This is a genomic window from Methylophilus aquaticus (assembly GCF_030769565.1).
Lineage (GTDB): Bacteria > Pseudomonadota > Gammaproteobacteria > Burkholderiales > Methylophilaceae > Methylophilus > Methylophilus aquaticus.
The window spans coordinates 48,383-74,510 of record NZ_JAVCAP010000026.1 but is presented as its reverse complement, the minus strand read 5'-3'; the positions used below and the strand labels follow the sequence as shown (position 1 = coordinate 74,510).

Sequence of the window (26,128 nt, the reverse complement as noted above, 5' to 3'; positions counted from 1 at the left end):
GTGCTTGATTTTTAGCCACTAGTGGTTACACTAGTGGCTTATTCTTTTCACCCCCACCCCCCTTGGACAATATTCCTTTAGGCGGCCAGATTGGCTTGCTCATATTACTGCTGTCATTCACAGCCTTTTTTTCTATTGCTGAAACCAGCTTGATGTCGCTTAACCGCTACCGCATGCGGCATCTGGCCAAAGCCGGACATCGCGGTGCACGCTTGGCCAGCAAGCTGATTTCGCAAACGGACAAAACATTGGGAGTGATTCTGCTAGGCAATACGCTGTGCATTGTGACTTCCTCCACACTGGAAGTGGTTATTTCAGAGCGCCTGTTTGGCGAGGGTGATTACGTGCTGATGTTTGGTTCGCTGGCGATCACTTTTGCCATTTTGGTGTTCAGCGAAATATCACCCAAGGTGATTGCCGCGGCCCATGCCGAAACCTTGGGGTTTGCCAGTAGCTATTTACTGTATCCGTTGCTGTGGATTTTCAATCCGGTCGTTTCGTTTGTGAACCTGTTTGTGCGCGGATTTGTGAAACTACTGGGCATACGTGTCAACTTTACCGAACAAGCCCAGGCAGTGACTGCCGAAGAACTGCGCAGCATCGTCAGTGATGCTGGCCAATACCTGCCAACCCAGAACCGCAAAATACTTCTCAACCTGCTCGACCTCGAAGACATTATTGTCGATGATGTCATGACCGCACATACCCAGGTCGAATTCATTGATTTTGACCTGCCGGTCGAAAGCATCATGGAAAAACTGTCTGTCAGTCATCATTCGCGGCTTCCTGTCCGCCGCGGTGATCAGGAAGACATCATAGGCATTGTGCATGTGCGTAAGGTGCTGCCTTTCCTGCGCGCATTTCAGGCGGGCCAAGTGCCAGACAAGTCTATGCTGGAAGAAGTGATTGCCCCACCTTATTACATTCCCTCTGGCACGCCCCTATATACACAGTTGCAGCAATTCCAGAAACATCAGGAACGTATCGCGCTGGTGGTGGACGAGTACGGCGAATTTAAAGGATTGCTCACACTGGAGGACATTCTGGAGGAGGTGATTGGTGAGTTCACCACACAATCGCCCAGCCGCGTCGGCAGTTTTCATCAGGATGAAGATGGCGGCTGGCTGGTGGACGGCAGCAGCATGCTACGCGACTTGAACCGAAAATTGAAACTGTCACTGCCAACCGATGGTCCACGTACATTAAACGGGTTGATACTGGAGCACTTTGAAGATATTCCCGAGCCAAACACCAGTTTTAAGATTGGGCAGCATCGGCTGGAAATCCTGCAATCACAAGACCGCATCGTTAAACGCGTGAAAATTTTTCTGTAATTAATTTCTTCCGCATTGCCTCTTGAATTTTTTTATACAAGGCGCAAAATAAGCCTTAACACAGGTATGTAAACACTATGGCGCAACCCAAGCATGATAGCGATTTGGCTATAAAATCGCTGACAGCAAAACCCAAGCCACCGGAGCTGTTCAAGGTACTCTTGTTGAATGACGATTACACCCCGATGGAATTTGTCGTCGCAGTGATTGAGCGTTTTTTTAACAAAAGCCGTGAACAAGCAACGCAAATTATGCTCAAAGTACATACTGAGGGCATGGGAGTATGTGGCGTATATCCGCAAGATATTGCGGAGACAAAAATGCATCTGGTACTTGAGTCTGCGCGCGAGGCGCAGCATCCGCTACAGTGCATGATTGAACCTGCTTAAACGGGTATAAAAAGTATCTTGTAAATATCGATGGAATATGGGCATATTCCTGAGGTTCAAACTAGGTAATACGTGTTAGCATGGGTTGACTCTATCCATGAATCGTCTGCAAGTGCTAATGTGAAAGCAATCTTCTAGCGCTGACAACATGCCCGTTTTATTAAATTAAATGCGGGATTGAATTTTTTGGAAAATAATACGATAACAATAAACAAGCATGGCAACATCTCAGGCAATGCAAACGGGTGGAAAAGATAGTTTTTTGTAGTGTAGCGCATTAAGGAAAGTCATCATGATTGCTCAAGAACTTGAAGTTAGCCTGCATATGGCATTTATGGACGCGAGACAAAAGCGTCACGAATTGATTACGGTTGAGCATCTGTTACTAGCTATGCTGGATAACCCCACTGCCGCAGATGTATTGCGAGCATGCGGTGCAAAATTCGACACACTGCGTAATGAGCTGACGCAGTACATTGAAGAACATACCCCGACAGTCGCAGGGACCGAGGAAGTGGACACGCAACCGACACTCGGGTTTCAACGTGTGATTCAACGCGCCATGCTGCATGTACAGTCTTCCGGCAAAAAAGAAGTCACTGGTGCCAATGTGCTGGTTGCCATTTATGGCGAAAAAGATTCGCATGCTGTATTTTTCCTGCATCAACAAGGCGTGACACGCCTGGATGTGGTGAATTTCATTTCGCATGGCGTTGCAAAAATCCAGGAAAACGAACCCAAGTCGGGCAATCCGGAACAGGAAATAGAAGGTGAAAGTGTCACCACAGGTGCACTGGAAAATTTCACACTGAACTTGAATGCACAAGTCATCGCCGGAAAAATTGACCCACTGATTGGCCGTGGACTGGAACTCGAACGCGTTATCCAAACATTATGCCGTCGGCGTAAAAACAATCCATTGCTGGTAGGTGAAGCTGGCGTAGGTAAAACTGCGATCGCTGAAGGCCTGGCTTCACGGATTGTGAGTAAAGAGATCCCCGAAGTGCTGGAAAATGCAACCGTGTATTCGCTAGATATGGGAGCACTGCTGGCAGGAACCAAATACCGTGGTGACTTTGAACAACGACTGAAAGCCGTCATGAAGCAACTGGCTGAAAAGCCGGACGCAGTCTTGTTTATTGACGAGATTCATACCCTGATAGGCGCTGGCTCAGCCAGCGGCGGTACGCTGGATGCCAGCAATCTGCTCAAGCCTGCACTTTCCAACGGCTCCCTCAAATGCATAGGCGCAACTACCTATCAGGAATACCGTGGTATTTTTGAGAAGGATCACGCCCTGTCACGCCGCTTCCAGAAAATCGATGTGCAAGAGCCTAGCGTGGCTGAAACCATCGAAATTCTGAAAGGCCTGAAAGCCAAATTTGAAGAACATCACAGTGTGAAATACAGCGCCAGTGCGCTCACAGTAGCTGCAGAGCTTTCGGCAAAATACATCAATGACCGTCATTTGCCAGATAAAGCCATTGACGTGATTGATGAAGCCGGCGCTGCGCAGCGTATCTTGCCCAAGAGCAAACAGAAAAAAATAATTGGCAACAAAGAGATTGAAGAAATCATTGCCAAGATTGCTCGCATTCCGCCCAAGAACATTTCCAGTGATGATCGTAATGCACTGAAAACGCTTGAGCGGGATTTAAAAGCTGTTGTGTTCGGGCAGGATAAAGCGATTGAAGTACTCGCTTCTGCCGTCAAAATGGCGCGCAGTGGCTTAGGTTCAGGTGACAAACCGATTGGCAGCTTCCTGTTTGCAGGACCGACCGGTGTCGGCAAAACTGAAGTGGCCAAACAGCTAGCCTACATCTTGGGCATTGAGTTGCTGCGCTTTGATATGTCAGAGTATATGGAACGCCATGCCGTGTCGCGCCTGATTGGTGCGCCTCCGGGCTATGTCGGCTTTGATCAGGGTGGCCTGCTGACTGAAGCAGTCACCAAACAGCCGTACTGCGTGCTGCTACTGGATGAAATTGAAAAAGCCCATCCGGATATTTTCAACATCCTGTTGCAAGTGATGGACCATGGCACACTGACCGACAACAATGGTCGCAAAGCGGATTTCCGCAACGTGACGATCATCATGACCACCAATGCCGGTGCAGAAAACATGTCCAAGTCCAGCATAGGCTTTACTAATAGTAAGGACAGTTCGGATGAAGCTGCCGACCTGAAACGCTTCTTCAGCCCGGAGTTCCGCAACCGGCTGGATGCGACGGTTTCTTTCGGTGCGTTGAACCAGGAAGTCATTTTGCGTGTGGTGGATAAATTCCTCATGCAGCTGGAAGACCAGTTACATGAGAAAAAAGTCGACGTCACCTTTAGTGATGAACTGAAGGCTTATTTGGGCAGAAAAGGCTTTGACCCATTGATGGGGGCACGCCCAATGGCACGTTTGATTCAGGATACGATTCGCAAAGCACTGGCGGACGAATTGCTGTTTGGTCGCCTGAGTGATGGCGGTCAGGTGCATATTGACCTGGACGCCAAGGAACAGATTCAACTCATTTTTAAAGAAGAAGCTATTTCAGTGTAAGCCAATTGGAACTTTAGCGTATACGATGACATCTAGAAGCACGTCATCGTATACATTTGCATAAATATGGTGCAAACTAGGCACTTTGAAACGCCAAGCATATGTTAAAATACACAATATATGTTTAAAATCAAAATGTTACACGTAGCCCCATACCTGGTATGGTAGTTGCTTAATAAAGCAATACTTGCCGGATCTGATTTGGTACATGCAAAAATTAATTTATTTCATTCATTTACTGTGTTTTCTGTTTGCACTGCAGTCATCTGCTGCCGAACCCGCAGTGACCACGACACTGCTGCAAACCGGCGCCATCGCAGTCACACTGTCTAATGCCGTGGATGACGCATTGTCAGCCGATTTTGGCGATGCCAGTTGCTGTGTCGATATGCTTGAAATTGCAGAAGTCGATGTAGACAAAATCATTTGTCCTGCATTCAATTACCCACTCCCCCACTCCACGCATCTCAAACCTGAATTCCCAATATCGGATTACCTGTATCAGCTTTCCTTCTTGCTAGATCGCCCACCACAAAGCATTTAACATCTTTCGTCCCAAGTTCTGGCTTCGCCAGCGTTTGGGCATTTCACATTGGTTGTAATGGTTGCGCTTAATCCGCTACCAAAAAGAAGGATGATTATGTTGAGTACCTCCCGCTGGCTAAAAGCGCATTGGCTACTGTTTATGTATTGCAGCTTGCCATCAATGGCCTTATCAGAGCCGAATACATTTGATTTAAAGTCACTATTGGATCAAGCCGTTGCTGAAAATCCACTGGTTGAAGTAAGCCAGGCACAAACGGCTGCGGCTGCGGCCGGCATTACGGTAGCCAGGTCTTATTACAATCCGGATCTGGAAATCATGATGGGGCCGGCTCGCTATCGCAACCCGCCGGTGAGCACCAAACAAAACATCGGCGTCACCATTTCGCAAACACTGGACTTTCCTGAAACAAGAACCTCTCGCCGTTTGCTTGCTGAACAACAACTGACCTATGCAGAAAAGGGCATACATACGACGCGCTTCGACTTGCGCAATCAAATTAAACAAGCTTACCTGAATGTGCTGTTACACCAGCAAATTCTTGAGATGTATCGCGCCAACCTTGAAATTCTCAGACAAATCCAGAACAAAATCAAACGCAAAGTAGACATTGGGGAAGCGGCAAGATATGAGCTGATCAAGGCAGATACCGAACTACTGACGGCAGAGCGCGATTACGCTAGTGCGCAAACGCGGATTGAAGAAGCGAAAGCCATCCTGCACGGAGTCGTTGGCAATATGCCAGACAGTTTTGAGATCAAACCCGATTTGCCAACCCTGACTCCCTTGCCTAATGTTGTAACTTTGCGTGAAGAGGCTGAAAACAACCCTTACCTGCAACAGTTGATGACAGCGAAAGATGGGGCAGAGGCGAAGCTCAAGCTTGAACAGGCACTGCGCTTTCCTGGGCTGACGTTAAAATCGGACTTTACACAAGATCCTGATTTAAACACTTTCAGGCTTGGGGTTGTTCTGCCTCTGCCAATTTGGAACAGACGTGACGGTCAAATTGCGCAAGCAGTGGCTGGCATTGACGAAGCTGAAGCGCAAATCAAGACGCAAAAGCTGGTGCTGCGTAAAGAAATTGACAGTGCATATCAACGCACGGTGATTGCCAGCAATCAGGTCAAAGTGTTTGAAAATGGCTTGTTGCAACAGTCGGAAGCCACGCTCAGCCGTGCAGAGGCCGCTTACAAATTCGGAGAACGCGGCATCCTGGAATATCTGGATGCACAACGCGTCAATCGTGATGTCAGACGTGATTATCTGATTGCCAAATTCGATTATTTTTTCAGCGTATTGCAAATCGAACGTTTCATCGGTTCAGATTTGGTTCAACCATAAGGGGATGGTCATGTCTCGTGTTTTAATTTCTTCTTTACTCACCGCCATGCTGGCAGTGATCACTGTCGCCTGCTCCGAAAAACCGGCACCCGTCGCTGAAACCAAGGTAACCGAGGATCCTACCCTGGTCACGCTGACGGCTGAGCTCAAATCCAACGTCAAAGTAGGCGCCGTGACAGACATGCAGTTTGTCGACACTTTACGTATTCCAGGACGCATTCAGGTGGATGAACAATACGAGTCCAGAGCCGGGGCTCCGGTCACGGGACGTATCAGCACCCTGGATGTTAAGCTCGGAGACCATGTGACTGCCGGCCAGCGACTGGCTACCATCAAGAGTACAGAGTTAGCGCAATATCAGCTGAGCTACATCAAGTCTAGTCAGCAAATGCAGTTACTGACTAAAGCGGTAGACCGCGCCAAGCAATTGCTGGAGGCGGATGTCATCAGTACAGCCGAGCTGCAACGCCGTGAAGGCGAGTTGAATGCTGCAAACGCAGAGGTCAATGCCGCGCGTGACCAGTTGACTGTGCTCGGCATGTCGCCTGGCAATATCTCGCAACTGGGGCTGCGTAACAGCGGCATGTCTACCAGCCAGGTGAACTCCAAGATCAGCGGCATCGTGATTGAGCGTAAGGCGCGCCTGGGTCAGGTGGTGGCCCCCGCAGAAGAACTGTTTGTAATTGCCGATCTATCACACGTGTGGGCGGTAGCGGAAATTCCTGAGCAGCAGATTGTGCACATTGCCCAAGGCCAGTCCCTGAACATTGAGGTGCCTGCGCTGGACGACGCACAACTGACCGGAACGCTGGCATTTGTCGGCGATGTGGTAAACCCTGCAACGCGGACCGTGATGGCGCGCGCCAATATCAGCAATGATAAAAAACTGCTGAAACCTGACATGCTCATCACCATTCTGCTCGAAGCTCGGCCTGAAAAGGTGGTTGCCATTCCCGAAACTGCCGTCGTGCGTGAAAATAATGCCGACTTCGTGTTTGTACAAACAGCCAAGCCTGAACAGTTCAAACTGATACCAGTCACCTTGAGCCGCACTTACCAGGGATTTAACGAAGTGGTTCAGGGCTTGCAACCAGGCGATCAAATCGTGCTGGATGGCGCATTTCATGTCAATAACGAGCGCAAGCGCAAAGAAATGGAGTAAGACATGATTGAGTCCATGATTCGAGGCGCCCTTAAACAGCGCCTGATTGTGCTGGTCATTGCAGTTGCATTGATTATTGCCGGCTTGTTTGCGGTGAAAAAACTGTCTGTAGATGCCTTCCCGGATGTCACCAACGTGCAGGTGCAGATCGCGACACAAGCAACCGGAAAATCTCCGGAAGAAGTGGAGCGTTTTATTACGGTACCCCTGGAAATCGCCATGACTGGCCTGCCAGGGCTGACCGAGATGCGCTCACTCAACAAGAATGCGCTTTCACTGATTACGCTGGTATTCACCGACGACACCAATGTCTATTTTGCCCGTCAACTGGTGATGGAACGCCTGATGGAGGTGATGGAGCGTATGCCCAAGGGCATTACACCTATTCTCGGCCCTGTTTCTACCGGCCTGGGGGAAGTCTACCAATACACGCTGGATAAACCGGGGGATGGCAAAACCACCCTCTCGCAAGCAGACCTGACTGAGCGTCGAGCCATTCAGGATTGGGTGGTGCGCCCGCTGTTACGTGGCATCCCCGGGGTGGCTGAAATCAACTCGCAAGGCGGCTATGTCAAACAATACCAGGTGCTGGTTAACCCGGACCGCATGACCCACTTCGGCATCAAACTGAACGATGTCTACGAAGCGCTGGCACGCAACAATGCCAACAGCGGTGGCGGTGTACTGCCGCACTATGCCGAACAATATCTGATCCGCGGCGTGGGTCTGGTCAAAGATCTGGATGACATCAAAAACATGGTTTTAAAGGAGGACAACGGCATTCCGGTTTATATCCGTGATGTGGCCGATGTCACCATTGGGCACGAAGTCCGCGTCGGTGTTGTACTTAAAAATGGCTATACTGAATCCGTGGGTGGCATTGTGATGATGATGCGCGGCGGCAACGCGAAGGAATTGGTCAGTCGCATCAAGGCAAGAGTCGCGGAAATCAACAGCAAGGGCATGTTGCCACATGGCCTGCAAATTGTCCCCTACTATGACCGCAGTGAACTGGTTGATGCCGCCTTGCACACAGTAACCAAAGTGCTGATTGAAGGCATTATTCTGGTGATTGTGATTCTGTTCCTGTTTCTGGGGGATGTGCGCTCCAGCCTGATTGTGGTTGGCACATTAATTCTCACCCCCTTAATTACCTTTATGGTGATGAATCACTATGGCATTTCGGCCAATCTGATGTCACTGGGCGGCCTCGCCATTGCGATTGGCCTGATGGTCGATGGCTCAGTGGTGGTGGTGGAAAATGCCTTCCACCATCTGGGGCACCGCAAAGACGAGAGCAAGGTGCGCGTGGTGCTGGAAGCGGCTTCAGAAGTAGCCACACCAGTATTGTTTGGTGTAGGTATTATTATTCTGGTGTTTCTACCGTTGATGACGCTACAAGGCATGGAAGGCAAAATGTTCGCCCCACTGGCGTATACCATTGCGATTGCCTTGTTTGTCTCGCTGGTTATTTCATTAACCATGACCCCCGCTTTGTGTTCTTACATACTCAAGGGCGGTAGTGGTGAAGATACACGCTTGATTCAATCCATCAAGAAGCCTTATCTGAAAGCGCTCAACTGGGTTATTTTCAATGAGAAAAAGACCATTGGATTCTCGGCGCTGCTATTTGTCGGGACGATTGCCCTGTTTCCTTTTCTCGGGACATCATTTATTCCGGAAATGAAAGAAGGCTCGATTGTGCCAGGGATCAACCGGGTGCCCAACATCTCGCTGGAAGAATCCATCAAGATGGAAAATACGGCAATGAAACTGATTATGGATCAGGTGCCCGGCGTAAAATCTGCCGTATCTGGTCTGGGACGCGGTGAAAGCCCGGCCGACGCGCAGGCACAGAATGAATCAACGCCTATCATCAGCCTCAAGCCACGCGATCAGTGGCCAGAAGGCTGGAACCAGGATGATATTGCAGAAAAAATGCGCAGCGTCCTCAGCAAATACATTCCTGGGGTACAAATCATCATGGCACAACCGATTTCTGATCGGGTGGATGAATTACTGACGGGTGTTCGCGCCGATGTGGCAGTAAAAATATTTGGGGAGGACCTGGATACACTCAAACAAAAGGCCGATGAAATCGCCAAAATTGCAGGGACGGTCAGGGGGGCTACCGAAATCAAGGTGGAGAAAGTCTCTGGTCAGCAGTATTTGAACATCACGATTGACAGACAAGCCATCGCTCGCCATGGCATTAACGCATCAGATGTGCATGATGTGATTGAAACCGCCATTGCAGGCAAGATTGCCACCGAGATTTATGAAGGGCAACGCCGTTTCTCCGCGGCCGTACGTTACCCGGAATCGTTTCGTAATAATGAAGAGGCCATCAGTAACATTATGTTGACCTCGCCCAACGGCTCTCGCATTGCACTGGCTGATCTGGCCACGATTGAAGTCAAGGACGGCCCGGCACAAATCAGCCGTGAGCTGGCCAAGCGCCGCATTGTGGTCGGGGTCAACGTCAAAGACCGCGATCTTGGCAGCTTTGTAGCCGAACTGCAGCAAGTGTTGGGAAATCGGCTGGAACTGTCTGATGGCTACTATCTGGAATACGGTGGCCAGTTCCAGAACATGGAACGTGCCATGGGACACTTGATGATTATTATTCCAGTGACCATAGCCGCGATTTTCTTCCTGCTGTTCCTGCTGTTTCAATCGCTGCGTTTTGCCACTATGATTATTCTGGTGTTGCCATTCGCTTCCATTGGTGGCGTGGTTGCGCTGTTTGTCACGGGTGAATACCTGTCTGTGCCCGCTTCTGTCGGCTTTATTGCCTTGTGGGGCATTGCCGTGCTCAATGCGGTGGTGCTGGTATCGTACATTCGCACCCTGCGTGACGAAGGTCTATCGCAAATTGAGGCAATACGTAAAGGTTGCGCGCAACGCTTCAGACCTGTCATGATGACAGCTACCGTTGCGATGCTGGGATTGGTTCCTTTTCTGTTTGCAACGGGTCCGGGCTCAGAAGTGCAGCGTCCGCTGGCAATTGTGGTGATTGGTGGATTGATTACCTCCACCTTGCTGACGCTAATTGTGGTGCCTACACTGTACCGCAAGTTTGAGGAAAGCCGGATTGAAGCCTAACCAAGTATGGCAGCGCAGTCATTCGCTGCCGTTCACGCGCATTTAAGGAAACGCGAATGAAAGAAATCAAAGCAGTCATCCAACCCAGCCGGTTGCCAAAAATACGCTCGGCCTTGCGTAACATTAAAGGCTTTCCCGGCATGACAGTCAGCAAGGTGGATGGGTGCGGGCATCACTTGCAAAAACCCAGCGTCGGCGGTGTGCGTGAGGAACTGACAGACTACAGCCCCAAGGCTTACCTCTTTATGGTGGTGCCCGATGAACTGGTGGAGGGCATATTACAGGTGATTGTAGAAGTCGGCCATACTGGCAATATTGGTGATGGCATTGTATGGGTCACGCCGGTTGAACGCATGATTCGATTGTCCGAACAAATCCAAGTGCTAGAGGATTAACTGATTCTACGGGCTAAAGCATGCGCCAGGCAAGGCCATCATCCTGCGCAGCGATTTCGATCCACTCCGGATCACAGGAGAGTGCCTGACTTAACGCCTGCTTTGCCAACGCAGGCGTATTATTTTTCTCGCTCAGGTGTGCTGCCACCACATGCTTGAGCCTCGAATTATCCAGTTGTTGCAGCAACTTGGCACTGGTCTGGTTATCAAGGTGCCCCAATCGTCCCCCTACCCGCTTTTTAAGGGCGTAAGCGTAAGGTCCAGTGCGCAACATATCCAGATCATGATTACACTCCAGCAGTAAACCATCGCAGCGCTGAAGCATGTGGATGATATGCGGCGTCACACTACCCACATCTGTCAATATGCCAAGTTTGCGCTCACCATCACCAAAGACAAATTGCGCAGGCTCACGGGCATCATGCGGAACCGGGTAAGGATGAACCTCGATATCCTGAATTGAAAATGCAGTATGCGCATCGATGATATGCACATTCACCGGCTGGTTGGCAAAGTAGCGCTCGCACATACTGTAACTGCCATGTGTCAGCCATACAGGAATCTGGTAGCGTGCGGCCAGTTTAAAGGCACCGCGGGCATGGTCATCATGTTCATGCGTGACGACGATGCCTGTCAATTGCTCAGGATCCAATGCCAGGCGTGCCAAACGTAACACGGTCTCTTTGACACTGAAGCCACAATCGAGCAAAAGCCGGGTTTCCCCGGCTTCTACTACAGTGGCATTTCCTGCACTGCCACTCCCCAACGACGCGAATTGCATTATGCGCACGCCAGGAGTTTATTTAAGCTGCTCATACATCAACGAGATAATACGGTTAGCAGTTGTGGTGGTATTACGCTTATTTTCTTTCGTCAATACGTACACATCTGAAGTATCATCCGCATTTTCCAGCACCTGAATCTGATATTGCTTACTGGACTTATCCCCGTCTGCCGAGCCTTTCCAGAACTTAAGCTTGTCACCCATAGACTTTGAGGAGTCGTCCTTGGCAGCCGCTTTCTCTTCCTCATCCTCACCGCCCCAGAACTTCAGGCGATCCAACAAGCCTTTTTTCTTCTTGATCGGATCGTCGGCCTCAGTATCTGCATAACGCACATAAAATATCCCCTCAGAACGGTTTTTATCTTCAGTGACAAATCCGATTCTGTCCAAAGCCAAGCCAACACGGCGCCATGCACGATCAAATGGCTCGTTCAATTTAAGTGTCACGCTCTGGTCTTTTTCCTTGATCACTTCAGCACGCTTATCCGAGGCTGCCTGCGCCACCACCTGTTCTGCTTTCTGTTCATCCAGCCCCAGTTTCACCATCATGCGACGCAACAATTCAGCATCAAGGTCAGCATCAAACTCCTGACCAGCTGTGTTTTTCTTGTCGGCATCCACACGGTAACCTGTTTCGATTCGACCCAGTTGCGTATTGATTACGTTCTTGCCATCATCTGGCGCACCCGCCACCGTACGATGCGTCATATAAATCTCGGTCGTGCCTTCTTTTTCACCACGCTCCAACCGCGTACGGAATTTACGACGGTCAGCCAGGCCAGACAGTTTGTCCATCCAGGCATCAAATTTTTCACCGTAACCACGCTTATCCTCTTTCACCTTAATGGCATCCGCTTCCAGCCATTCGGTTTCCATCACACCGACCTCGGGATTTTCAACACGCACAGCAAAACCTTGATCCAGCCAGAACTCGCGCACAATCGGCCAGACTTTCTCGGCAGGCGCATTGACCACCAACCAGCGCTGCGAACCCGCTTTAACCATACGCACATTCTTCACATCAGCCAGCACTGGTTGCGGGCCATTTTGCTCAACCGCCTCCTGATTCTGGCTATAGGCAGAATAGCTGGTACTGCCAGGCACATTGTAAGTACTGCTGGTTCTGACAGCTGTCAAATCTGGCGGCACTTCTAGCGGTTTGGAGCGACCAGCGCCTTTGTAGTCAGAGGTATTATCGATAAAAGGAATCGAATCGCAGCCAGCCAACACAGTGACTATTAAAAATAGCGCGCCACAACGTAATACAGAATTACCCATGTTTTTCATTTTCCTGATTAAGATGCAATACCTGCCTGCTTCATCGCGGCACGTAGTACTTCATGATATTGGGAGGATAAATTGACCAGAGGCAAACGAATCCCGGCAGCAATCATCCCCATTTGTTGTAACACCCACTTCACCGGAATAGGATTGGCTTCGACAAATAACTTCTGGTGCAATCCAAACAGTTTGGCATTGGCAGCACGCGCCTCATCCAAATTACCTTGCATGGCAGCAACACACATTTCGTGCATCAGTTTTGGGGCAACATTGGCGGTTACGGAAATCACGCCTTTACCTCCCAGCAACATGAGGGCCATCGCAGTCGCATCGTCACCACTATACACAGCAAATCCTGCAGGCGATCGCAACAACAGATCGGTTCCGCGCTCAATACCACCAGTGGCATCCTTGATGCCCACAATATTGCGCACTTGGGCCAACCGCAGCACAGTATCATTGTTCAGATCGCAACCGGTGCGCCCAGGCACGTTATAGAGAATCTGCGGAATGTCCACTGCTTCAGCCACTGCTTTAAAGTGTTGATACAGGCCTTCCTGCGAAGGCTTGTTATAGTAAGGAGCCACCAGAAGGCAGGCATCAGCACCCAGATATTTAGCTTTGGCTGTAAGTTCGATCGCTTCAGCAGTCGAGTTGGCACCTGTACCGGCTATCACTGACACACGCTTGGCAACGTGCTCAACGGTGGTTTTAATCAGCAGACAATGCTCATTGACATCCACAGTGGGAGATTCACCGGTAGTGCCCACAACGACAATGCCATCGGTACCTGCATCCACATGAAAATCAATCAGCTTTTTAAGGGCTTCGAGATCTAAACGACCATCATCAAACATGGGGGTGACTATTGCTACCAAACTGCCCGTCAACATACTTCGACCATTTAATATTGGAAAGCGAATATTTTAACCGATTCCGTGCACGAAAGCCAAAGAAGCACAGCAAGTAGACACCTCAGTTTAGGCAAAGTCCAAAACATCACGCAACAGTTGGCCACAAATTCTCAATAGATCTGCATTTTGCAATGCGTCAGCAGCTCGATTCTCAGCACGCACAACGACGCGACACCCTTCGGGACTTAACGGATTGCGCTATAATAATGCTTTGCGCCACCCCTCACGATGACAGCTTGTTGAGGAACCGAACTTGAGATGACAAACAATTACATTCTGATTTTAATCAGCACTGTGCTGGTCAACAATATCGTGCTGGTCAAAATTCTTGGCTTGTGCCCCTTTATGGGGGTTTCCAAAAAGCTGGAAGCTTCGATTGGCATGGCAGCGGCCACCGCATTTGTGCTCACGCTTGGCTCAATGACCAGTTGGGCGATTAACCACTACCTGCTGGAACCCAACGACGTCATTTACTTGCGCACATTGTCTTTTATTGTGGTGATTGCAGGCGTAGTACAACTGACCGAAATGATCATGGAAAAGAGCTTTCCATTACTCTATCAGATGCTAGGCATTTATCTGCCGCTCATCACCACTAATTGCGCGGTATTAGGCGTGCCACTGCTCAATGCACAAGCCAGCCACAGTTTTGTTGAATCCGGCTTGTATGGTTTAGGGGGGGCACTGGGATTTTCTCTGGTATTAATTTTATTTGCCTCCATGCGTGAACGGCTGGATGCAGCAGATGTGCCTGCGCCATTCAAGGGCTCGGCCATCGCCATGGTGACCGCCGCGCTCATGAGCCTGGCCTTCATGGGGTTTGCTGGATTGGACAGAGTGTAAGGACTGACTCATCGCATGTTGACTGCTCTCTCTATTATGCTGGGCCTTGCCATCGCGCTTGGACTGTTACTCGGCTACGCGGCACTAAAATTCAAAGTCGATGGCGACCCACTGATTGCCAAAATTGATGCTATTCTGCCACAAACACAATGTGGTCAATGTGGCTACCCCGGGTGCAAACCCTATGCCACCGCCATTGCGCATGGCGAAGCCGATATCAACCAATGCCCGCCCGGCGGTGATGCTGGTGTGCGAGCGCTGGCCGATTTGCTTGGCGTTGAATACAAACCCCTCAATGGCGAACCCAAACCCAAGTCAGTGGCGTTTATTGACGAAAACACCTGCATTGGTTGCACCTTATGCATACAGGCCTGCCCGGTCGATGCCATTTTGGGCGCGGCCAAACATATGCACACTATTATCAGCAGCGAATGTACCGGCTGCGAGTTGTGTGTCGCGCCTTGCCCGGTAGACTGCATCAGCATGACACCAGTAGCTGAAACACCCGAAAACTGGAAATGGAAATACCCTACCATTCCGATTGTGCCGGTCGCTCATCAGGGATAAGAGCATCGTTATATGAACGCGATTATTCAATTCACACAAAAACTCAATGGCATTTTTAAATTCCACGGCGGCGTGCATCCGCCCGGAAATAAATCCTCCTCCACGCAAGCACCGATTGCCGACGTCACACTGCCTGCACTACTGACATTACCCTTACGCCAGCATGTCGGCCATTTGCCTAAAGTAAAAATACAGGTGGGGGAGCATGTGTTGAAAGGCCAGTTATTGGCCGAAGCGGAAGGCGCGGTCTCGGCCGCTATTCACGCACCGACCTCGGGCACCATCGTCGCCATTGAAGAGGCGGTGATTCCGCATCCCTCCAGCCTGCCTGATTACTGCATCCGTCTGCAACCGGATGGCAAAGATGCATGGGTGGCGCACACAGGACAGGACTGGCGTAATACCGAACGCAGCGCCCTGATACAAAGCCTGACTGGCTCGGGTATCGTCGGCATGGGCGGGGCAACCTTCCCCACGCAAATCAAACTACGTACCGACGGCAAAAGCAATATTCACACGCTGGTGATCAATGCCGCCGAGTGCGAGCCTTATATCAGCTGTGATGACATGCTGATGCGCGAACGCGCCGATGGGATTGTGCAAGGCGTGCTAATTGCCCAACACCTGATGTCTGCCGAAAAGGTGGTCATTGGCATAGAGGACAACAAGCCACTAGCGATTGCCGCCATGCAAGAAGCGGTCAAGAATACCGACATTCAGGTTAAAATAGTACCCACCCTGTATCCAAGTGGCGATGCCAGGCGCTTGGTATATTTGCTGCTGGGACAAGAGATTGCGCATGACAAACGCTCCACGCAAGAGGGCATACAAGTATTTAATGTAGCCACAATGCTGGCATTACACCGCTATTTTGACCATGGTGAACCGTCTATCAGCCGTATCGTGACGATCACCGGCAATGTCGCACAACCACAAAACTTTGAAGTGCTGTTTGGCACACCCGTCAGCCACCTGCTTGCCGCTGCCGGCGGTGTCGGAACGGATACCAGCCACTACATCATGGGCGGCCCGATGATGGGGTTCGATCTACCTGATGCCAATGTACCCGTGACCAAAGCGTCCAACTGCATTATCGCCGCGTCGCCCGGACTGTTCCCTTCGGCACCACCTGCCATGCCTTGCATACGCTGCACCCGCTGTGCCGATGCCTGCCCGGTCAGCCTGCAACCACAAGAACTATACTGGTTTGCCAAGTCGGATAATTTTGAAAAAGCGCGCGATTACGATTTGTTCGATTGTATCGAATGCGGTGCATGCAGCTATGTCTGCCCCAGCCATATTCCACTGGTGCAATATTATCGCTATGCCAAGAGCGAAATCATCGCGACTGACAAAGCCAAAGAAGCCGCTGATCTGGCGCGTGAACGTAATGAGGCCAGACTGGCGCGCATAGAACGTGAAAAACAAGAGCGTGCACAAAAACACGCGGAACGTGCGCAGGGTGCGAAAAAAGCAGCTGAAAAAATGGTCGCCGCCGCTGACAGTGACCAGGCACAAACGGGGGCTACGGCGGACGAAGCCAAAAAAGCTGCTATTGCCGCCGCCATTGCCCGTGCCAAAGCGCAAAAAGAGGCACAAGCCGCGACAGGTGAAGCACCAAAAAATATGGCTGCGCCCAGTGCCAGCGTGCAGCAGGAAATCGCAGACATTGATGCACGGCGTGCGGCGGTTGGTTTATCAGAAGCTGACAGCCCGGCTATGCAAGATGCCGACAAACAAGCCAAAATTGCAGCAGCCATTGCAAAAGCCAAAGCAGCCAAAGCGGCTGCCCAGACGGGTCATTCAGCGACCAGTGCGACAAGCGCAGTTGTCGACCCGGAAAAACAGGCCAAGACTGATCCCGCCATTGCCCGTGCCAGAGCGGCAAAAGCCGCTGCCGAAGCGAGCAAGAACGTCTCGGAATTAGCAGCACCTCAATTGACCACCACGGCCAGTGCTGACCAGGAAAAACAAGCCAAAATTGCAGCTGCGATTGCACGGGCCAAAGCAGCAAAAGCGGCTGCCGAGGCCGCAAAAATAGCCGCAACGGCTGGCAACACGGATGATGCAAAGGAATAATGTGAATCGCTCGCCCTATATTTCGGATGCACCCTCTGTCAGTACCATAATGCTCAAGGTGCTGCTGGCCCTGCTACCCGCCATCATCACCTATGTCTGGTTATTTGGCGGAGGTATTCTGATCACACTCACCTTGGCCACAGTGACCGCCATCGCCACTGAAGGCTTGTTACTCAAACTCTGCCAGCGGCCTTTGCGGCCGTTTCTGTCGGATTACAGCGCGGTCATCACGGCATGGTTACTTGCACTGGCTATCCCGCCACTGACACCATGGTGGCTGATTGTCGTAGGCACCGCATTTGCGATCGTGTTTGCCAAACAACTCTATGGTGGCCTGGGTTACAACCCGTTCAACCCGGCTATGGTAGGGTATGCCGTATTGCTGATTTCGTTCCCGGTACTGATGACCAAATGGCCAGCCGCGCTGAGCCTGACGCAACATCCTTTAAGCTTTGCCGAACAATGTCAGTATATTTTCTCAGGCCTGTTACCAAACGGGCTGGATCTGGATGCCGTGACCTCGGCCACACCACTCGACTATTTGAAAACGCAATTACGCCTGCACCATCAAGTCGACACCATTACCCAGGCCCCCATGTTTGGAAGCCTGGCTGGTATCGGTAACCAGTCGGTGGCCTTGGCCTATTTGCTTGGCGGTTTATATTTGTGGCAACAACGTATAATCACCTGGCACTTACCAGTGGCTTTCTTTAGCGTGATGGCCATTATTTCAGCTGCATTCTGGCTACACGATCCGCAACAGCATGCCTCGCCTCTGCTGCATCTGTTTGCAGGTGCCAGCATGCTGGGGGCTTTTTTCATCATCACTGATCCGGTCAGCGGCCCCACCACACCCAGGGGAAAATTCTGGTTTGCCGGAGGCGTTGCGCTACTGACTTATTTTATCCGTGTGTATGGCGGGTTTCCCGATGGTATGGCATTTGCAGTATTAATTATGAACATTGCCGTGCCATTGATTGATGCGCATACCCAGCCTCGTGTGTTTGGTCATAGTAAATAACAGCGCACCAACCTGAACAAATACTGCAAACATATGAACGATATTTTAAAACATGCCCGCAACACCGCCTTGACCCTGATGGGGTTTGCTGCGGCGTTCACCTTGCTGATGAGCGTGGTATACACGCTCACACTCGCCCCTATCGCGGAAAGCGAAGCCCAGGCCCGCATGCAACTGTTCCAGCAAATTGTGCCTGACAGCCTGTTTGATAACGACTTGCTGCATGATACCGTGACCCTGCCGCCAGACCTGCTACTGGGCAACACGCAACCATTGATTGCCAACATTGCCCGCCTGCATGGCGAAGCCAGTGCTGTGATTCTGGAAGCCACGGCCCATGATGGCTATGCCGGTGATATCAAACTGCTGATCGCTGTCAAAGCTGATGGTAGCCTGGCCGGGGTACGCGTGCTTTCGCATAAAGAAACCCCCGGGCTGGGTGATTATATTGATATTGCCAAAGACCGCTGGATTACTCTGTTTGATGGTTTGTCGCTGTCGCAAAAACCACTGGGGCAATGGCAAGTCCAAAAAGACGGTGGCGATTTTGATTACCGGGCCGGAGCCACCATTACGCCGCGCGCAGTGATCGGCGCGGTCGGGCGCGCATTGCACTATGTACAAAACCACCGGCAAACCTTATTTGCACCCGTTGCAGCGTCAGAACAGGAGCACACCTCATGAGTCAGTTTAAAGAAATCAGCCTTAACGGATTATGGAAACAAAACCCCGGCGTGGTGCAACTGCTGGGCTTGTGCCCGACCTTGGCCGTGACTACCAGCGTGGTGAATGGCGTCAGCCTCGGCTTGGCCACAGCGCTGGTGATGGCCTGTGCCAATGGGGCTGTTTCGCCAGTCCGTAAATTTGTACCGGATGAAATTCGTGTGCCCGTTTTTATTCTGGTGATCGCAGCACTTGTCACCATGATAGACCTGACCATCCATGGTTTTGCCGAGCCCCTGCACAAAGTACTGGGCATTTTCATTCCATTGATTGTGGTCAACTGCATTGTACTGGCGCGGGTAGAGTCATTTGCTGCCAAAAATACGCCTGCACCGGCAATTTGGGATGGCCTGATGATGGGCCTAGGCCTAACCATGGTGCTGGCCATTTTAGGCGGCATGCGCGAACTGGTGGGTAAAGGCACCGTATTCTCAGGTGTCGATCTGGCATTGGGCCCGAACTTTGCCCCTTATGTCCTGCATCTGGTGCCAGACTATCATGGCTTTCTGCTGGCCATTTTGCCTCCCGGCGCATTTATCGGACTAGGTTGCCTGATTGCCTTGCGCAACTGGGCAGAAATTCGCCGCAGCCAATCGCCCAACCACTCGGCGAGCACGGCAGCAGCCAAACCAGCACACTAGCCAACCAGAAATACCAAACCATCATGAACGCACAAAAACGGCTGGCGATTTTTGAGCGGCTGGCGGCCGCCATCCCAAACCCGACCACTGAACTGGAACACAACTCGACGTTCGAGCTACTGATTGCCGTCATTTTGTCAGCTCAAGCCACCGATAAAGGCGTCAACATCGCCACCCGCAAACTGTTCAAGGTGGCCAATACGCCGCAAGCCATTCTCGATGTGGGGCTGGAAGGACTGGAGAGTTATATCAAAACCATCGGCCTTTACCATGCCAAAGCACAAAACGTTCGCAAGTGTTGTGAGCAATTACTCACTTTGCATGGTGGCGGTGTGCCTGATAACCGCAAGGCGCTGGAAGCGCTAGCAGGCGTAGGCCGCAAGACTGCCAATGTGATTTTAAACACCGCCTTCGGACAACCCACTATTGCGGTCGATACCCATTTGTTTCGCGTCGGCAATCGCACCAAACTGGCCCAAGGCAAAAACGTGTTCGAAGTCGAGCAACGCTTTTTAAACACCACGCCCAAACAATTTTTAAAAGACGCACACCATCTGCTGATTTTGCATGGCCGTTACACTTGTACGGCTCGCGCGCCAAAATGTGGTGAATGCTGCATTGCCGATTTGTGTGAATTTCATGACAAACGCATCACCCCGGTTCAGCCTCCGGCGGAGCAATAACGATGGCCTTATTCAACCCCAGTCGTGACGAAGTGCGTCAGTTTTTCTTTGAGTCCTGGACAAAGTTTAATCAACAGCAAGCGCTTACTGACCTGGAAAAAATGGCCGTGGGCATCATGCATATGCACCCGGAATATCATGCCATTCTGGATCAACCTGAACACTATTTGCAGCAAGCCTACTACCCTGAAATGGGTGAAACCAACCCCTTCTTGCATATGAGCCTGCATCTCTCCATCCAGGAGCAAATCAGCATCAATCAGCCTATTGGCATTACACAGGCTTATGGAAAACTGTGTACAAAATATCAGGAAGAACACGCAGCGCAACATGCCTTGCTGGAATGTCTGGCAGAAACGATCTGGCTGGCGCAACGTAACCAGACTGGCATGGATGCAGCGCATTATCTGCAGCTGATAGATCAGCGTGCAGGCATCGCGTCAAACAAATAGAAAAGCCAGTTGTTACCAGAAGTGGCTGGGCAAGCGCAGAACCTGTTAGCTCGACGCAATCACCGCCTCATCTGCACGTTTGTTTTGTAACGCTACCCAGTGCGAAACAAGCGTCAACCCCACCGCTAACAAGGTTGGCCCTAGAAAAATGCCAATAAAACCAAACGCAAGTGCGCCACCCAACACGCCTAACACCACCAGCAACATGGGCAAATGTGAAGAGTGGCTGATGAGAATTGGCTTGATAATATTGTCCACACTGCTGATCGCCAGCAAACCATAGAAGCCTAAAAAGATTGCCCAGCCTTGATCTCCCTGTTTGAACAGCCATAGTGCCGCGCCGCCCCAGATCAAAGGCGGCCCGACAGGCACCACTGACAGAAAAAAGGTTGCCAACGCCAACAACAGTGGCATTGGTGCTCCTGCAAGCCAAAAACCAAACAGCGCCACTGTCGATTGCGCCAACGCGGTACCAAAAATACCCAGCATCACGCCTTTGACTGTCATGCAGGATAGTTGCAGCATCTCTTCCCCCAGAGCCCCGCCCAGCCTGTTCACCATGGCCATGATACCTTTTGCCAATCTGGTGCCATCTCGATAGAAAAAGAAGGCAATAAATACCACCAGGACTAATTGCAGAAAACCACCCATGACCAATTGCACAGCACGCAACATAGCCTTGCGCAAAGGATCGGCATACTGGCTGGTCAGTCGCATCAGTTCGTCGTGACTGGCAAAGGCACGCTGCCATGATTCGGCAAGCTGTTTACCAACCACAGGCAGGTTCTCCAACCATTGTGGCGCATGCGGTGGCAGTTGCTGCACTATCTCGCGCGCCTCATCCAGCAACAGACTGGCCGAATCGGCAAGGTTTACAGCAAGATAGGCCATAGGCAGGATCAAGGACAGCAGCAGGAACAAGGTCATGGTGACGGCAGCCAGTGCATCACGCTTGCCCAGTGCTAACCACATACGATGATATAGCGGCCAGGTAAACACACAGATCACAGCAGCAAACAACAGTGCCGCTAAAAATGGATGTAATACAAAAACACAGCCCACAATCAATAAGGCAATCAGGGCGATGCGTGCAATCTGGTTAGTGTTAATCATGTTTTGCCTGAATATTCTATAATATGTACCTGATTATCTCGCAGCTTGCTGCTCACTTGGAAAACTTTCTAATTAAGCAGTTCACCATCGCCTTAAGCATTGGCTAATGGATTTGCTGCAAACACCAAGTTCGGAAACTTCAGTGATAAAAATATTTAAATATATGTATGCTGGCAAGCAAGGTATAGGCAGTTCTATTCATTCAAATTCCGTTGCGCCACGTCGTAGCTCATACAAAATTTCTCCTTACATATCAACTGTATGCGACGTCTAAATTTTTTAATTGCGCCAAGGCTAGCTGAGCAACTTGAATGAATAGCGGTGTCCGCATGTCAAATATCAAGCACGCACATGTTCCGTCTCTCTGCAAACTGTGCTTCAATAGCCAGCATGAAAACCAACCCGCATGACTGGCTCAACGAACACGGCGACTATCTTTACCGTTTTGCGCTGGCGCGTTTGCGCGACCAACACCAAGCAGAAGATGTCGTACAGGAAACGCTGCTCGCGGCCATTAAAAATCCTAACTTTTCTGAACAGTCGAGTGCGCGCACCTGGCTCACCGGTATCCTGAAACACAAAATCATCGACTGCATGCGTAAGCAGGTTCGAGAAACCCCTGCCTCGCAATTGATGATCGATGAGGATGCAAACATGGACGAGTTTTTTGATGAAACGGGACATTGGGCAGAAAAGCCTCAGGCATGGGATGTGCCACAGGATGCCTTGCAACAAAAGCAATTTTTAAAGATATTGCAGCAATGCATGGATCGTCTGCCACAAAAACTGGCCGCCATTTTTGCCATGCGCGATGTGGACGAAATGGAAAATGACGAAATTTGTAAGGTACTGGAAATTACCACGACCAATGCTTGGGTAATGTTATATCGGGCCAGGATGGGGCTGCGAAAATGTCTGGAAATGCATTGGTGAAGAGGGTGAAAACGACATGTTGAATTGCAAACAAACCAGCTTACTGGTGTCGCAATCGCTTGACCGCCGGTTGACTTGGCGTGAACGGATGGCTGTGCGCATACATCTATGGATATGTGTGTACTGTCGCAGGTTTACGCAACAGCTTAAACTGATACGCCAGCAGATGTCGCGCTGGCAGCAGCAAGAAATCACGCGCACAGACATTACGCTGCCACAGGTAGCCAGAGATCGGATTACAAAACGATTGGACACAGAAGCGTAAAATCCAACTTTTTAATTATTTATTAAAGGAAGCTTTCATGAAAACCAATACACTCGCAATGACCTTATCCAGTGCCATCGCACTCTCTGTGGGCACAGCGGCCCTGCACGCAGCAGAAAATCCGTTTGCATTAAAAACACTGGGGCAGGGCTATCAGGTAGCCGATGCCGAAAAAGCCAAAGACGGCAAATGCAGCGCTGGCAAATGCGGCGCCCACAAGAAAAAAATGAAAGAAGGTAGCTGTTCAGCCGAGAAAATGAAGGAAGGCTCTTGCCATCATGACAAAGCTAAAGAAGGCAGCTGTTCTGCTGAAAAGATGAAAGAAGGTGCCTGCTCAGCCGAGAAAATGAAAGAAGGCTCTTGCCACGCCAGCAAGTAACTACTTGTTGGCACACTCGCTATGGCAAGCTTGCAGGAGATTCGCGGTGCAGGGCTGGGGCTCAAGCGCGAACTGATCCCCCAACTCAAACAGCAGCATGGCACTGCCCTGCTGGAATATTTGCAATTTGTTGAAATTGCCCCTGAAAACTGGATAGGGGCTGGCGGTAAATATGCCGTCGAACTGGAATGGTTTGCCCAGCGCTATCCTATGGCCTGCCATGGCTTGTGTTTGTCACTGGGCGGGCCTGACCCGCTCAATGTAGCATTCCTGAGTCAGCTTAAACAATTTCTGAGCGACTTTGAAATTCCAATATATACCGAGCATTTGAGCTATTGCAGTGATGCCAGCCATGGCTATATGTATGACCTGCTGCCGATCCCGTTTACCGAAGAAGCAGTGCATTATGTGGCGCAACGGATCCGGCAGACACAAGACATCCTCGAACAGCGGATTGCCGTTGAAAACACCTCTTTTTATGTGCAAGCACCGATCAGTGAAATGGATGAAGTCAGCTTTATCAATGCTGTGCTGAGTGAAGCCGATTGCAATTTGCATCTCGATATCAACAATGTCTATGTCAACAGCGTGAATTTTGGCTTTGACGCCTATGCCTTTTTAAATCAGATGCCTGCCGAGCGCATCGTCTATGGGCATATGGCCGGTCACTTGCAAGTGGCGCCCAACTTGCTGGTAGACACCCACGGCGAAGCGATTATTACACCTGTGTGGCAGCTGCTCGCCCATGCGTATCAGACACTAGGCAACTTCCCTACCCTGCTCGAACGCGACAGTCATATTCCCGCTTTAAAGGTGGTGATGCAGGAAGTCGATCAGATACATGCTTACCAGCAGTTGGCGGCAAGCCACACGGACAAGGCAACCTAATGCTGGCCTTTCAACAATACCAGGCGGACTTCACTGCCCATATTCGTGACCCGCGCAATACGCGCAAACCAGCAGGGGTTGCTGACAAGCGCATGGCCGTTTACCGGGAAATTGTGTTCAACAACTTTATGGCGAGTGTAAGTGCCTGCTTTCCGGTATTGCACCAGATATTGGGCAAACGGAAGTTTAAAAGGCTGGTACGGCTTTGCTTTGCACAACACCATTTTGATAGCCCTTTGTTTAGGAAAATCCCTCTGGCGTTTGTAAACTTTTTGCAAAGCATTGACCTTGATGCCTATGCCTTGCCCCCTTTCAGTGCCCAACTGGCGCACTATGAGTGGACAGAACTTTACGTGAGCAATTTGTCGTCCTGGTCGGGCAGGCAGGCTGAAATCGTTGCCGACGACGCATTGCTTTCAAGCAGACTACTGTTGAATCCTGCCCATGCCTTGCTTGCTTATGACTACCCGGTTCATCTGCTTTCCAAAAAACACGCGCCCACGGACAAGATGCCGACCTATCTGTGCTTGTTTACCAATACGGCATCCAAGGTCACGTTTATTCAACTCAATCAGGTCACCTATCAATTATTGCAACTACTGCAAGCGCAAGCACACACGACAGCATCCGCCTTGCAGATCATCGCCCAACAATTACAACATCCACATCCTGAAATCGTCATGCAATTCGGTCTGCAAGCCATTGCTTCCTTGCAACAACAAGGCGCAGTATCGGCGACGGCTTCGCAATAAATGTTACCCCCCATCATCGAGCTTATATCCATGCATGCCATGCCCATTTATGTCTTGGCAAAAGGCAAGCTATGGCGGAAATAGGGGTTTCTGGTCTACGTCTAGCCGAATTTATTGTACTGAGGCTGACTAAACAGACGCAACAATGAAAGACTTTGGAATATGACGATAATATTTTGTGTATCGTACATTAGAACGCAAATATAACTGTGATAGAAGCTGGTAGAATATACATACACCATTACAATTATTCACTGTCATGCAGAACTCTCAGGCAAAATCTGTATTAAAACAATTCCGGATTATTTTTGGCACAATCAAACAGCATTTTAGAGAAATTGAGGTTGCCTGCGGCATCTCGGGCTCTCAGCTGTGGTTACTCAACGAAATTGCCAATCGCCCTGAACTGGGGGTCTCCAGACTGGCAGAGAACATGGCGATTCATCAATCCACCTGTAGTTTACTAGTGGAAAAACTGGTAAAAAAACAGTTAGTCGCTAAACAACGGCTATCTGAAGATCAGCGTAAAGTCGGGCTAATGGTCACTGAGGCCGGTAAAGCCATTCTGGCAAAAGCACCACAACCTGTAGATGGCATCCTGCCACAAGTGCTGGCAGATCTATCGCAAGCCGATTTAGCAACCTTGCAAGCATCACTTAACCTGGTGATCGCCAAGCTTGATGCCGAGAACAATAGTCTGGCCACGCAGCCCCTGGCCGACATGTAAGCAGCATCAATAATAAAGCCGGTCAATTGACCGGCTTTATTATTGTGCGTTACTTTTGAATTAATCAAAAGCAGCTGTTTCTCTCTGCGTAGCCATATTGACCACCTCGGCTTTTTTCACGTTATCAAAGTCCCACCACCCTTGAATCTCTTCTAGTGTGCGAAAACAGCCTTGGCAAAAACCATTCGCCTCATCTATGGTGCAAACACCAATGCAAGGGGATTGTACTTCTTCTTCACTCATTTTCACTCCATCAGAGTCT

At 50.3% G+C, this 26,128-nt stretch carries 27 protein-coding genes; 22 read left to right on the top strand and 5 right to left on the bottom strand.

The features are described 5' to 3' along the window. Positions 1-62 precede the first annotated feature (62 nt). The 8 genes from Q9291_RS12025 to Q9291_RS11990 all read left to right on the top strand — a co-directional run bounded on the left by Q9291_RS12025 (position 63) and on the right by Q9291_RS11990 (position 10,821). On the top strand, positions 63-1,334 hold the full coding sequence (locus Q9291_RS12025; RefSeq protein ID WP_306390312.1) for an HlyC/CorC family transporter: 1,272 nt from the start codon (positions 63-65) through the stop codon (positions 1,332-1,334). A gap of 77 nt (positions 1,335-1,411) precedes the next feature. Further along, a complete protein-coding gene (gene clpS, locus Q9291_RS12020) occupies positions 1,412-1,723 on the top strand; it encodes an ATP-dependent Clp protease adapter ClpS (RefSeq protein WP_306390310.1) in 312 nt (103 codons plus the stop codon). A 292-nt stretch (positions 1,724-2,015) separates the two neighbouring features. Further along, positions 2,016-4,271, top strand: coding sequence for an ATP-dependent Clp protease ATP-binding subunit ClpA (gene clpA, locus Q9291_RS12015; RefSeq protein ID WP_306390309.1), 2,256 nt, complete (start codon positions 2,016-2,018; stop codon positions 4,269-4,271). 208 nt (positions 4,272-4,479) lie between these two features. Continuing rightward, positions 4,480-4,815 carry a hypothetical protein gene (locus Q9291_RS12010; protein ID WP_306390308.1) on the top strand — a complete coding sequence of 112 codons (336 nt, stop codon included), beginning with the start codon at positions 4,480-4,482 and terminating at the stop codon, positions 4,813-4,815. Positions 4,816-4,911: 96 nt separating this feature from the next. Then, positions 4,912-6,159, top strand: coding sequence for a TolC family protein (locus Q9291_RS12005; protein WP_306390307.1), 1,248 nt, complete (start codon positions 4,912-4,914; stop codon positions 6,157-6,159). Between the two features lie 10 nt (positions 6,160-6,169). Beyond that, positions 6,170-7,321 (top strand): efflux RND transporter periplasmic adaptor subunit, encoded by a 1,152-nt coding sequence (locus tag Q9291_RS12000; protein WP_306390306.1) that lies wholly within the window; start codon positions 6,170-6,172, stop codon positions 7,319-7,321. A gap of 3 nt (positions 7,322-7,324) precedes the next feature. Continuing rightward, on the top strand, positions 7,325-10,426 hold the full coding sequence (locus Q9291_RS11995) for an efflux RND transporter permease subunit (protein ID WP_306390305.1): 3,102 nt from the start codon (positions 7,325-7,327) through the stop codon (positions 10,424-10,426). Positions 10,427-10,482: 56 nt separating this feature from the next. After that, positions 10,483-10,821, top strand: a complete 339-nt coding sequence (locus tag Q9291_RS11990; protein WP_306390304.1) for a P-II family nitrogen regulator — start codon at positions 10,483-10,485, stop codon at positions 10,819-10,821. 13 nt (positions 10,822-10,834) lie between these two features. Here Q9291_RS11990 and Q9291_RS11985 read toward each other — a convergent pair whose 3' ends face one another. Genes Q9291_RS11985 through dapA form a run of 3 tightly spaced genes read right to left on the bottom strand, consistent with a single transcriptional unit; the run spans position 10,835 to position 13,779 of the window. Next, entirely contained in the window at positions 10,835-11,602 is a 768-nt protein-coding gene (locus tag Q9291_RS11985) for an MBL fold metallo-hydrolase (RefSeq protein ID WP_306390302.1), read from the bottom strand. An 18-nt stretch (positions 11,603-11,620) separates the two neighbouring features. Further along, positions 11,621-12,883, bottom strand: coding sequence for an NlpB/DapX family lipoprotein (bamC, locus tag Q9291_RS11980; protein WP_306390301.1), 1,263 nt, complete (start codon positions 12,881-12,883; stop codon positions 11,621-11,623). Between the two features lie 17 nt (positions 12,884-12,900). Then, complete coding sequence (gene dapA / locus Q9291_RS11975; RefSeq protein ID WP_306390300.1) at positions 12,901-13,779, bottom strand: 4-hydroxy-tetrahydrodipicolinate synthase; 879 nt, start codon at positions 13,777-13,779, stop codon at positions 12,901-12,903. A 279-nt stretch (positions 13,780-14,058) separates the two neighbouring features. On the opposite strand from dapA, the gene rsxA reads away from it, so the two are divergent. The 8 genes from rsxA to Q9291_RS11935 are packed head-to-tail and all read left to right on the top strand — an operon-like array spanning position 14,059 to position 20,809. Further along, on the top strand, positions 14,059-14,643 hold the full coding sequence (gene rsxA, locus Q9291_RS11970) for an electron transport complex subunit RsxA (protein WP_306390299.1): 585 nt from the start codon (positions 14,059-14,061) through the stop codon (positions 14,641-14,643). 15 nt (positions 14,644-14,658) lie between these two features. After that, positions 14,659-15,210, top strand: a complete 552-nt coding sequence (gene rsxB, locus Q9291_RS11965) for an electron transport complex subunit RsxB (RefSeq protein ID WP_306390298.1) — start codon at positions 14,659-14,661, stop codon at positions 15,208-15,210. A gap of 12 nt (positions 15,211-15,222) precedes the next feature. Next, positions 15,223-17,289, top strand: coding sequence for an electron transport complex subunit RsxC (rsxC, locus tag Q9291_RS11960; protein ID WP_306390297.1), 2,067 nt, complete (start codon positions 15,223-15,225; stop codon positions 17,287-17,289). Next, the gene (rsxD, locus tag Q9291_RS11955; protein ID WP_306390296.1) at positions 17,273-18,310 is read left to right on the top strand and encodes an electron transport complex subunit RsxD; all 1,038 of its coding nucleotides are present in this window, start codon (positions 17,273-17,275) and stop codon (positions 18,308-18,310) included. Before rsxC ends, rsxD begins: the two co-directional genes overlap by 17 nt. A gap of 33 nt (positions 18,311-18,343) precedes the next feature. Further along, positions 18,344-18,994, top strand: coding sequence for an electron transport complex subunit RsxG (gene rsxG / locus Q9291_RS11950; protein WP_306390295.1), 651 nt, complete (start codon positions 18,344-18,346; stop codon positions 18,992-18,994). Continuing rightward, positions 18,991-19,674, top strand: coding sequence for an electron transport complex subunit E (locus tag Q9291_RS11945; RefSeq protein ID WP_306390294.1), 684 nt, complete (start codon positions 18,991-18,993; stop codon positions 19,672-19,674). Before rsxG ends, Q9291_RS11945 begins: the two co-directional genes overlap by 4 nt. A gap of 23 nt (positions 19,675-19,697) precedes the next feature. Continuing rightward, on the top strand, positions 19,698-20,357 hold the full coding sequence (nth, locus tag Q9291_RS11940) for an endonuclease III (protein WP_306390293.1): 660 nt from the start codon (positions 19,698-19,700) through the stop codon (positions 20,355-20,357). A gap of 2 nt (positions 20,358-20,359) precedes the next feature. After that, positions 20,360-20,809, top strand: coding sequence for a DUF1841 family protein (locus Q9291_RS11935; RefSeq protein WP_306390292.1), 450 nt, complete (start codon positions 20,360-20,362; stop codon positions 20,807-20,809). Positions 20,810-20,854: 45 nt separating this feature from the next. Here Q9291_RS11935 and Q9291_RS11930 read toward each other — a convergent pair whose 3' ends face one another. Beyond that, positions 20,855-21,922 (bottom strand): AI-2E family transporter, encoded by a 1,068-nt coding sequence (locus Q9291_RS11930; RefSeq protein WP_306390291.1) that lies wholly within the window; start codon positions 21,920-21,922, stop codon positions 20,855-20,857. A gap of 390 nt (positions 21,923-22,312) precedes the next feature. Here Q9291_RS11930 and Q9291_RS11925 point away from each other — a divergent pair, with 390 nt between their 5' ends. The 6 genes from Q9291_RS11925 (at position 22,313) to Q9291_RS11900 (ending at position 25,866) form a co-directional block, all read left to right on the top strand. Further along, positions 22,313-22,855, top strand: coding sequence for a sigma-70 family RNA polymerase sigma factor (locus Q9291_RS11925; RefSeq protein ID WP_306390324.1), 543 nt, complete (start codon positions 22,313-22,315; stop codon positions 22,853-22,855). A 16-nt stretch (positions 22,856-22,871) separates the two neighbouring features. Further along, on the top strand, positions 22,872-23,120 hold the full coding sequence (locus Q9291_RS11920; RefSeq protein ID WP_306390290.1) for a zf-HC2 domain-containing protein: 249 nt from the start codon (positions 22,872-22,874) through the stop codon (positions 23,118-23,120). Positions 23,121-23,157: 37 nt separating this feature from the next. Beyond that, the gene (locus Q9291_RS11915; protein ID WP_306390289.1) at positions 23,158-23,499 is read left to right on the top strand and encodes a hypothetical protein; all 342 of its coding nucleotides are present in this window, start codon (positions 23,158-23,160) and stop codon (positions 23,497-23,499) included. Positions 23,500-23,520: 21 nt separating this feature from the next. After that, a complete protein-coding gene (locus Q9291_RS11910; protein ID WP_306390288.1) occupies positions 23,521-24,387 on the top strand; it encodes an HvfB family MNIO-type RiPP peptide maturase in 867 nt (288 codons plus the stop codon). Continuing rightward, entirely contained in the window at positions 24,387-25,139 is a 753-nt protein-coding gene (locus Q9291_RS11905; protein ID WP_306390287.1) for an HvfC family RiPP maturation protein, read from the top strand. The genes Q9291_RS11910 and Q9291_RS11905 overlap by 1 nt, the downstream gene beginning before the upstream one ends. Positions 25,140-25,398: 259 nt before the next feature. Next, positions 25,399-25,866, top strand: coding sequence for a MarR family winged helix-turn-helix transcriptional regulator (locus Q9291_RS11900; protein ID WP_306390286.1), 468 nt, complete (start codon positions 25,399-25,401; stop codon positions 25,864-25,866). A 60-nt stretch (positions 25,867-25,926) separates the two neighbouring features. Here the strand turns inward: Q9291_RS11900 and Q9291_RS11895 are convergent, their stop codons facing one another. Continuing rightward, the gene (locus Q9291_RS11895) at positions 25,927-26,109 is read right to left on the bottom strand and encodes a DUF1289 domain-containing protein (RefSeq protein ID WP_306390285.1); all 183 of its coding nucleotides are present in this window, start codon (positions 26,107-26,109) and stop codon (positions 25,927-25,929) included. Between the last annotated feature and the right edge of the window lie 19 nt (positions 26,110-26,128).